Source organism: Pseudomonas sp. 05T35, from assembly GCF_056396605.1.
Genome location: NZ_JBFTLU010000813.1, coordinates 1 through 848 on the forward strand (window position 1 = coordinate 1; position 848 = coordinate 848).

General features: G+C 54.0%; 1 protein-coding gene. It reads right to left on the reverse strand.

Annotation, left to right across the window (positions count from 1 at the left end; all coding sequences use genetic code 11):
• Positions 1 to 355: 355 nt before the first annotated feature.
• Positions 356 to 676: a hypothetical protein gene (locus tag AC1DH9_RS30020; RefSeq protein ID WP_427539761.1), complete on the reverse strand. Its 321-nt coding sequence runs from the start codon at positions 674 to 676 to the stop codon at positions 356 to 358.
• Between the last annotated feature and the right edge of the window lie 172 nt (positions 677 to 848).

Genomic DNA, 848 nt, shown 5'->3' on the forward strand with positions numbered 1-848 from the left:
GCGATGGCCTTCCAGGTGTTTGAGCTCGGTCAATGCGTTATAGACCTTGCTTGAGGTACAGAGTCCAACAATGTGGTGCGGGTTTTGCGTGGGCATGAGGGTCGTCCTTGTTTTTATGAACCGTTTATTACGGACAATTCAAAGCTTGCTGAACTGTCATGACATAAATATGACGGTTGTTGCGTGCAAGCCAGGGCATTCGTCGGATCAATCATGTCAAATTTAACCGCAGTCACTGTCCCGGCAGCGACCTTGGCGAGATTTATTCAGACATTGTTCTAACCGCAGAACGAAAACAGGCCCCGCCGAGGCGGGGCCTGTGTTGTGTAATTGGCAGTGATTACCAGCCTGGGTTTCAGTAACGGGGCTGAACGTAATACCCCTGTGGCTGGACGTAAACCGGTGCGGGCTGGACGTACACCGGCTGCGGTTGAACGTAGACTGGCTGCGGTTGAACGTAGACCGGTTGTTGTTGTACATAAACCGGACGCTCGTTGGACATGACTGATCCCGCGACCACCGCGCCGACCACAGCGCCGACGGCGAGCGGTGCACCCCAGCCCCAGCCGCCGCCACGGCCATGACCGTGACCATAATAGTAGCCATGGGCTTGCGCCTGTCCTGCGACAGCAAATGCACCGATCAGCAAGGCTATTACAGGGAGTTTGCGGATCATGATAATTCCTCGTGTTTTCGCCCCAACGCGCTTGAGCCTTCAATAGATCCAAGGATAGTTGCGGGGATAACTCTAAGACAGCGTTTTTTGGCGAATCTGCGACGCGTCAGAGTAAATTTTGTGTAAGGTCTGTACCGGCATCTTTACCTTTACATGCCAGCCGGGCCAGAGG